The sequence below is a fragment of the Cupriavidus numazuensis genome, from assembly GCF_905397435.1.
GTDB lineage: Bacteria > Pseudomonadota > Gammaproteobacteria > Burkholderiales > Burkholderiaceae > Cupriavidus > Cupriavidus numazuensis.
Genome location: NZ_CAJPVI010000013.1, coordinates 154,194 through 162,369 on the forward strand (window position 1 = coordinate 154,194; position 8,176 = coordinate 162,369).

An 8,176-nucleotide genomic window follows, 5' to 3' on the forward strand; every position below is an offset into this window, starting at 1 on the left:
AGTCCTCAGGCTTGCGCGCCGCCGCGCACGTCGAACTCGACCTTCCAGCGCTCGTCGCTGCCACGGACGGCCTCGAGTTCGAGCGTGCCGGCTTCGGTCACGCGCGCATGCAGCCTGACCGGCACCACTTCGCCGGGCGTGCGCCCGTCGGCCGGCAGGGTGGCCTGGATTTCCTCGAGTTCGTGCAGTTCCTCGGGGCCCCAGAAGTCCAGCAGGGTGCCGACCTGGTCCTGGCGGCGTACCGACGAGCCGAAGAACCGGAAATGCACGGGTTCGCCGACGACCAGGCCAAGTTCCTGCGGCGGCAACTCGGCTTCGGTGCCTTCTTCCATGCCGAACGGTGCCACGCACAGTGCCTGGATCGGCGGCTCGAACCCTGGCACCGCAGGCATCGACGATTCCACCGCGATGTAGTACGAGCGCGCGGTACCGCCACGGATGCGCACGCCCTTGCCGCGTCGCACATAGCCGTAGTACGCGGCGCCGCGTGCCACCGCCAGGTCCAGCTCGGCACCGCCGAGCAGGCGTGCAGGCGCTGCACCTTCCGCGGCGAGCCAGCCGTTCAGGGTCTGCAGGATACGGTCCGCCAGCAGTCCGGACTTGAATACGCCGCCATTGAACAGGACCGCGGTCGGATGCAGGAAGGTCGCGCTTTCCCGCTGCGTACCCTGGAACCCTTCCAGATCGGCGAGTGCACTGACCTGGCGGCCAAGGAACGCGGCCAGGTGCCGCGTGATTGCCGCATCCTGCGCATAGGGCAGGCCAAGCTGCGTCAGGCCGACGCGCGCACGGCTGACCGGCCGGGCTGCAGCGTCCACCTGCGGGAAGAAGCCTTCCAGGATGATCTGCGTGAGTTCAGTACGCGTAAGGTCCGTACGGATCGAGCCGCCGATCAGCTTGGAGCCACGGCTGGGCACGACCAGCGGCACGGTATCGACCGTCGGGTCGGTCAGCAGCGTTTCCTTGGCCGCGCGGCACGCATAGGTCAGCGCGCGCAGTTGCCACGGGTCGGCCTGCGTGCCTTGCGCGGCGAGCTTGCGCGCGACCACGTGGGCCAGTGCCAGATCCATGTTGTCGCCGCCGAGCAGGATATGCTCGCCGACGGCCACACGATGCAGTTCCAGGTTGCCATCACGCTCGATGACCGCGATCAGCGACAGGTCGGTGGTGCCGCCGCCAACGTCCACGACGAGGATGATGTCGCCAACCTTGACGTCCTTGCGCCACTGGCCACCGCTTTTCTCGATCCAGCTATAGAGCGCGGCCTGCGGCTCTTCGAGCAGCGTCATGCGCGTGTAGCCAGCGGCCGCGGCGGCCTCTGCGGTGAGTTCGCGCGCGGCCGGGTCGAACGAGGCCGGAATCGTCACCGTCACGTCCTGCTCGGCGAACGGCGCGTCGGGATGCGCCTGGTCCCACGCTTCGCGCAGGTGAGTGAGATAGCGCACCGATGCCTCGAGCGGCGAGACGCGCGGCACTTCGGGCGGCGCATCGTTAGGCAGGATCGCGGCGCGGCGGTCCACGCCAGGGTGGCACAGCCAGCTTTTCGCGCTCGATACCAGGCGGATAGGGGTGCCGGCACCGCGGCTGCGGGCCAACTCGCCCACGGCGAATTCGCGCGTGGCACTCCATGGCAGGGCCAGGTCGCCCGGCGCCAGTTCGCTCTCGTGCGGCAAGTACAGGAAGGAGGGCAGCAGGTCGCGTGCTTCTGTCGCGCCCGGTCCGGTCAGCTGCGGGATCGCCAGGACACCCTGGCTGGTCTTCTCGCCGTCACTGCCGGTCAGGTCGACATAGGACAGGGCGCTGTGCGTGGTGCCCAGGTCGATGCCGATGGAATAGCGGGCGTCGCTCATAGCTCGACCTCCGCGGGGGCGATGACGGTGGCGTCATGACGCTCGGCCAGGCGCGGCAGCCTGACTTCCTCGGCCTTCCAGCCGCGATGGCTGAGGCTGCCGTGGAACGGCGCGCTGCCGACCACATTGCCGGTCAGGCGGACGGCCGTGGCGTCGAAGCCGTCGGCCAGCGTCACGCGGCTGCCTTCGGCTTCGCTGCGTACGGGACGGATCGTGAAATGCTCGCGCAGCACGGCGCGGCAGCCATCGTGGACGAGACGGGCGGCGCCGCCGATCTCGGTGTCGGTATAGCCGGCAATGTCTTCCTCGACGAAGTCGATGAAGCGCGCATCGCGCTGGAGCAGTCCCAACAGTTGCAGGGCTGCCACGGGGCTCGCTTCCTTCAGTGCGGGCGCCGGTGCGGGCGCAGCGGGAGCCGGGGTTGCCACGGGCGCGGCCACCGGGGCCGGCGCGGCGGCAGGCAGTTCGCCGTTGCGCAGGCGGCGTACGCCGGCAGCCAGTTCACCGTTGCCAAGGATGGCAAAGAAGGTGCCCACGGCAAGCGAGATCCTGCCGAGGAAAGAGATGTTCGAGTCAGTCATGGAAAAACTCCTGTGTGCTCTGTTGCAGGACGAGCTGTCCCGGGCCGCGGCGAGTCGGCGATGCGGCATGCGATCCGATGCATCGTAACGCTACGCAGCGCATTTCGTGCCGGATGCGCCACACCGGGCCATCCAAGTATTCCAGCCGGAATTTTGCACTAACCGATATGTCAGCCAGCATGGCATGTGTGATGAACCGGCTATCCATGCGAAAACCGGCAGCCCAAGGGCCGCCGGCATTCGTATTCATGGTAAGCGAAAGCATCCTGCTGGCTGCAGGATGCCCCGCCATGGATCACGCGTCCCGCAGATAGGTGATCAGCTGATCCGCGCGGCTCGGGTGGCGCAGCTTGCGCATGGCCTTGCTTTCGATCTGGCGGATACGCTCACGCGTCACGTCGAACTGCTTGCCGACTTCTTCCAGCGTGTAGTCGGTCGCCATATCGATGCCGAAGCGCATGCGCAGCACCTTGGCTTCACGCGGCGTGAGCTCGTCGAGCATTTCACGCACGACCTCGCGCAGGCTCGCCTGGAGGGCGGCGTCGGCCGGCGTCGCGGTGTCCGAGTCGGCAATCATGTCGCCGAGGCTCGTGTCGCCGTCTTCGCCCACGGGCGTTTCCATCGAGACCGGTTCGCGGGCGATCTTCATGATCGCGCGGACCTTCTCTTCGGGCATGTCCATGCGCTCGGCCAGCACGGCCGGATCCGGCTCCTTGCCGGTCTGCTGCATGAGCTCGCGCGACAGGCGGTTGAGCTTGTTGATCTGCTCGATCATGTGGACCGGCACGCGGATCGTGCGGGCCTGGTCGGCAATGGCGCGCGTCACAGCCTGGCGCACCCACCACGTCGCATATGTCGAGAATTTCCAGCCGCGGCGGTACTCGAACTTGTCCACGGCCTTCATCAGGCCGATGTTGCCTTCCTGGATCAGGTCCAGGAACTGCAGGCCGCGGTTCGTGTACTTCTTGGCGATCGAGATCACCAGGCGCAGGTTGGCCTGGGTCATTTCGTGCTTGGCTTGCCGCATCTGGCGCTCGGCGGCGAGCATCTTGCGGTTCACCGACTTCAGCTCGGCCAGCGGCAATGCCGCGCGGGCCTGGATGTCGATCAGCTTCTGCTGGTGGGCTTCGAGGTCCGGCAGCGCACGCGCCACGGCGGCGCTGTACGGGCGCGATGCGGCGGCCAGGTCGCGGCCCCAGCTCAGGTTGGTTTCATTGCCCGGGAAGCGTGCGATGACGTCCTCGCGGTCCATGCCGCAACGGTCGACCAGCAGCTGGACCACCTGGCGTTCGACCACGCGTACATCGTCGACCATGGACTGGACGTCGGCGCACAGGCGTTCAATGGTCTTTGCGGTGAAGCGGATCGTGCGCAGTTCGTCGCGCACTGTGTCACGGGCGGTCACGAAGCCTTCCGAGGCGCTGCCGTTGGCGGCGTATTCCTGCTGCATGCGCTCGAACTGCTCGGACACGCGCGCAAAACGCTTCAGGCATTCGTCGCGCAGCTTGGCGAGATCGGCTTCGGCGCTCTGCTGCGTCGAGCCTTCTTCGGTATCGTCGTCTTCCTCATCGCCGTCGGCTTCATCCGTCGTGTCGGCGCTGTCGTCGTCGCTGTCGTCAGCGCTGGCGGCCACGGGAGCATCAGCGCCGCTTTCGTCGGTCAGGCCGTCGACGAGATCGTCGATGCCCATCTCGCCGCTGGCCACGCGGCCCGACAGTTCGAGGATGGTGGCAATCGTGGACGGGCAGGCCGAAATGGCGTGCACCATATTGTTCAGGCCGTCTTCGATCCGCTTGGCGAGCTCGACTTCTTCCTTGCGCGTCAGCAGCGTGGCGGAGCTCATCTCGCGCATGTACATGCGCACCGGATCGGTCGTGCGGCCGAATTCCGAGTCCACGGTCGAAAGCGCCACTTCGGCTTCTTCATCGGCCTGGTCGTCGGAAGCGACTACCGCGTTGTCGCTGAGCAGCAGCGTCTCGGCATCGGGCGTCTGCTCGAAGATCTTCACGCCCATTTCGGCGAACGTGGTGACGATGCTTTCCATCGCTGCCGTGTCGGTGAAGTTCTCCTGCAGATGGTCGCTGATATCCGCGTGGGTCAGATACCCACGTTGCCTGCCCAGCTGGATCAGCGCACGCAGTTGCTGGGTGCGCGCATTGGCTTCATCCGGCGACATGGATTCCGTCGAGCCGCCGAGGCCCTTGACAATACCTGCTTCGCGGGCTTTCGCAGCCGTTCGTTGTGGACCGCTCGTCATCTACTGCTGTTTCCTTCGTGATCGCGTTTTGATTGCAGCGCGCACTCATTGCGTGCGTTTTCTGGCCCGCTGTCAAGGCTTCGGACTGACATTGGCGTGGCGATGAGCCGAACCCCGGCGTTATGGGCCGGTGAGCAGGGGGCGCATATTCTACAGTGTTTGGTGCGTTGCAGCATACCGGGACGTGCAAGCGTGGGCTGGACTGCGGGTGAGTCCACTGCAGCCCCATCATTCACGGCCTGTTCCTTGCGCCCCCGTTTGCCGGCCGCACCGACTACCGGCGGCAAAGCCCGGAAGTCAAAAAATGGCGCCCATCAGGTCCCCGAAGCGCGGACGGCCCTGAATACAGCCTCACCCGGAACCCAAGGATTTGCTGCGACAACCTACTAGTATACCCCGGGTACGGATTCTGGGTAAGTCGGTTATTGAGTTGTCACGTGACGAAAGGCTTACGCGCAACATCCTGCTGCGTACGGAATAGCACATGTATACTCGCTGCAGGCCCATCTCTGACGTGTGTATGCTTGCACCGCCGACCTCAGAAGACGTACCGACCGCATCGCGATCCCTGGCGCAATCGGCGGAGGGCCCTGCCGTGGAAGGGGTGTTGCAGGGCGATGATATCGAGACACTTCGCAAGCGCGAACGGCTGCTTGCGCTGGCGATTGCAGGCAGTGGCACTGGAATCTGGGACCGCAACGTCGTGACCGGCGAAATCCAGTATTCGAGCGGCTGGAAAGCCATGCTGGGCTATGCCGACGGGGAGGTATCCAACCGGATCGAGGACAGCTACCAGCGTCTTCACCCCGACGATCTCGACTATGTCAAAGCGACGATGCAGGCCCACTTCGAGGGCCATAGCGACAGCTATGAAGTCGAACACCGCATCCGTTGCCGCGACGGCAGCTACAAATGGATCTGCAGCCGGGGCAGGGTCGTGGACCGCGACGCATCCGGCCGCGCGCTGCGCATGGTGGGCACGTCCACGGACATTACCTCGCAGCGAGCGATGTCGGAGAGCCTGCTTGAAGCGGTCAATCTGATCACGAACCTGACAAACGAGGTGCCGGGGCTGGTGTTCCAGTACCGCTTGGTGCCCGGTGGCCGGTCGTTCTTTCCCTACGCAAGCGCGGGCATCACCGAGATCTACGAACTGACTCCGGCGCAGGTGGCGGCGGATGCGTCGCGCATCGACGCGCTGATTCACCCGGCCGATCTGGCCGCCTATCGAGCTTCGTTCGACGCTTCGGCGGTGCAGCTTTCGCCGTGGCATCTCGAATATCGCGTGCAACTGCCAATGCAGGGGCTGCGCTGGCGGCAGGGCGATGCCAGGCCGCAGCGTCTTCCCGATGGCAGCATCCTGTGGCACGGCTTCATTACGGACGTGACCGAGCGCAAGCGTATCGAAGCCGAATTGCAGGAGCTTGCGACCATCGACAGCCTGACGGGCTTGCCGAACCGGCGCCATTTCATGGCGCAGATCGAGACGCGCCTGGCGAGCCTGCAGGGCGGCCGCGGCGCGGCTACGGCACTCATGATGTGCGACCTGGACCATTTCAAGTCGATCAATGACCGCTGGGGACACGGGGTCGGCGACCGGGTGCTGCGCCATTTCGGCAGCATCCTGCGCGCGCATTTGCGGCCCGGCGATATGGCCGGGCGTCTCGGCGGCGAAGAGTTCGGAATTCTGCTCGACGGGGCCGACATGCGCGGCGCGATCGGCGTGGCGCGGCGGATCCAGCAACGCATTGCCGAGTACCCGCTGATCGAGCATGAGCAGCGGATCGAGTTGACAGTCAGCATCGGTATTGCGCTCATGACCGCGGCCGATGCCAATGCCGAAGCCCCGCTATCGCGCAGCGACCTGGCGCTGTACCGCGCGAAGAAGGGCGGGCGCAACCGGATCGAATCCTGACGCGTTCAGGCCTGCAATCAACCAGGCAAAGAGGGCATCCTGACCATGCGGAATGCACGCACTTCGTTCTTGAGTGGCCTTGCGCAGAACATGCCCGTGCCGGTTCGGCGCAGCCTTGCCAGCTTTTTCCTTCTGGCCGGCTTTATATCTGTTGGGACGCCATTGGCATGGGCTGACGAGCCTGTGGCACGCGAGCATGCGAACGTCTGCGCCACCGTGTGGTTCACGCGCGGCGCACGCGTGCAGATGGAGGCTGATGGCTCGATGCCGCTGTCGCGCCGGACTATATTGCAACCGCCATTGCCCACGGATGCGGGCTGCCAGGCTGACATCGAAATTCATTCCAAGACGGCGCTCGCTGCGTTGATGGGGCCGCCCGTCGTGACGGAGCAGCAGCAACGGGTGCTGCTCCGGCCCGCGGCAAACGGCGCTCCGCCGAGCATCACTGGCGAGGCAACGGTCAATGCGTGGGGCAAATACGCACGCCTGTATGGCACCACAAGCATTGACGGGCTGGGTCTGCTGGATAACCAGTACCGCGGCCTGCCGCTGCGAGAAGGCGATGTGATTCCCGGCGAGTCCGTCGACGCCAGTGCGTCCTTCACTATCTATGCGCGCGAATCCGGTGACGAAGTCGGCAAGCTCGTCGCGCCGCACGCGACTGTTTCGGTGGCCTCCCGGCGCGTTGGCAAGCGGCAGGTCATTCGCACGGCACTTGGTCTTTCGGAATGCGTGCCGATTGAATATGTGCGTACGACCTCGCTGGGACCGATGGTCATCGCGGGCGAGCAGATCCTGACCAAGCCCACGCAGATGCAGGTCACCGACTGGTATTGCCCGGCCCAATCCATCGTTATGCGGCAGGACATCAGCGAAGAGGGCAAGGTGCAGCACATTCAAACCACAGTGGTCGAGTCGCTGCAGTAGGCATTAGGAAGGGGACCTTGGAGTTTGGGTGCGGTCGGCGTCTCCTTTTGTGCTGCCACCGCATAGAGGCATATTTGTATCCCCAAAGTCTCTTCACGAGCTTTTTAGAAAAAGACTTGCCAGTCGCGAAGTAACGCTTTAGTATTCGCTCCCTTCTGCTGGAGCCGTCGCCGCAAAGCGGCGCAGGCAAAGGCAAAAAGCGGGAACAAGTTCGGCAGGCAAAGCCGCCGGGGAAAAAAGAAATTTCGCGAAAATGCTTGATTAATCGTCGAAAATACTTTAAAGTCTTGTTTCCCTGCTGCTGACGCAGCAACGCAAACGGCAAAGCCGGTAGCGTAACCCGAAAGGGTGGCTTCTTTAACAATCAAACAACCGATAAGTGTGGGCGCTTGATAATGGATGCGAAAGACTTCGGTCTTTTAGCTCAAAAGTTATCAGTGCTCGCACAGTAAAACGTGACTGGGTCTTCGGATCTGGTCAGTCAGTTTTCTGAGAGTGAGCGACCGCTCGAAAGAGCGAGGACCTTCGGGTCCACACAGAGATTGAACTGAAGAGTTTGATCCTGGCTCAGATTGAACGCTGGCGGCATGCCTTACACATGCAAGTCGAACGGCAGCACGGGCTTCGGCCTGGTGGCGAGTGGCGA

The 8,176-nt window shown here is 64.2% G+C and carries 5 protein-coding genes and 1 rRNA gene; 3 read left to right on the plus strand and 3 right to left on the minus strand.

Features of this window, described 5'->3' with window-relative positions; translation table 11 throughout:
• Positions 1-5: 5 nt before the first annotated feature.
• The 3 genes from KHO41_RS12865 to rpoD form a co-directional block, all read right to left on the minus strand.
• Entirely contained in the window at positions 6-1,850 is a 1,845-nt protein-coding gene (locus tag KHO41_RS12865; protein WP_211953660.1) for an Hsp70 family protein, read from the minus strand.
• On the minus strand, positions 1,847-2,431 hold the full coding sequence (locus KHO41_RS12870; protein WP_211953661.1) for a DUF2760 domain-containing protein: 585 nt from the start codon (positions 2,429-2,431) through the stop codon (positions 1,847-1,849). Before KHO41_RS12870 ends, KHO41_RS12865 begins: the two co-directional genes overlap by 4 nt.
• Before the next feature lie 295 nt (positions 2,432-2,726).
• Complete coding sequence (gene rpoD / locus KHO41_RS12875) at positions 2,727-4,688, minus strand: RNA polymerase sigma factor RpoD (protein WP_211953662.1); 1,962 nt, start codon at positions 4,686-4,688, stop codon at positions 2,727-2,729.
• 595 nt (positions 4,689-5,283) lie between these two features.
• Here rpoD and KHO41_RS12880 point away from each other — a divergent pair.
• From KHO41_RS12880 to KHO41_RS12890, 3 genes are all read left to right on the plus strand, one after another.
• Positions 5,284-6,603, plus strand: a complete 1,320-nt coding sequence (locus tag KHO41_RS12880; RefSeq protein ID WP_342344458.1) for a sensor domain-containing diguanylate cyclase — start codon at positions 5,284-5,286, stop codon at positions 6,601-6,603.
• A gap of 264 nt (positions 6,604-6,867) precedes the next feature.
• Complete coding sequence (locus KHO41_RS12885; RefSeq protein ID WP_244873816.1) at positions 6,868-7,530, plus strand: hypothetical protein; 663 nt, start codon at positions 6,868-6,870, stop codon at positions 7,528-7,530.
• 544 nt (positions 7,531-8,074) lie between these two features.
• A 16S ribosomal RNA gene (locus tag KHO41_RS12890) occupies positions 8,075-8,176 on the plus strand; the annotation flags it as partial.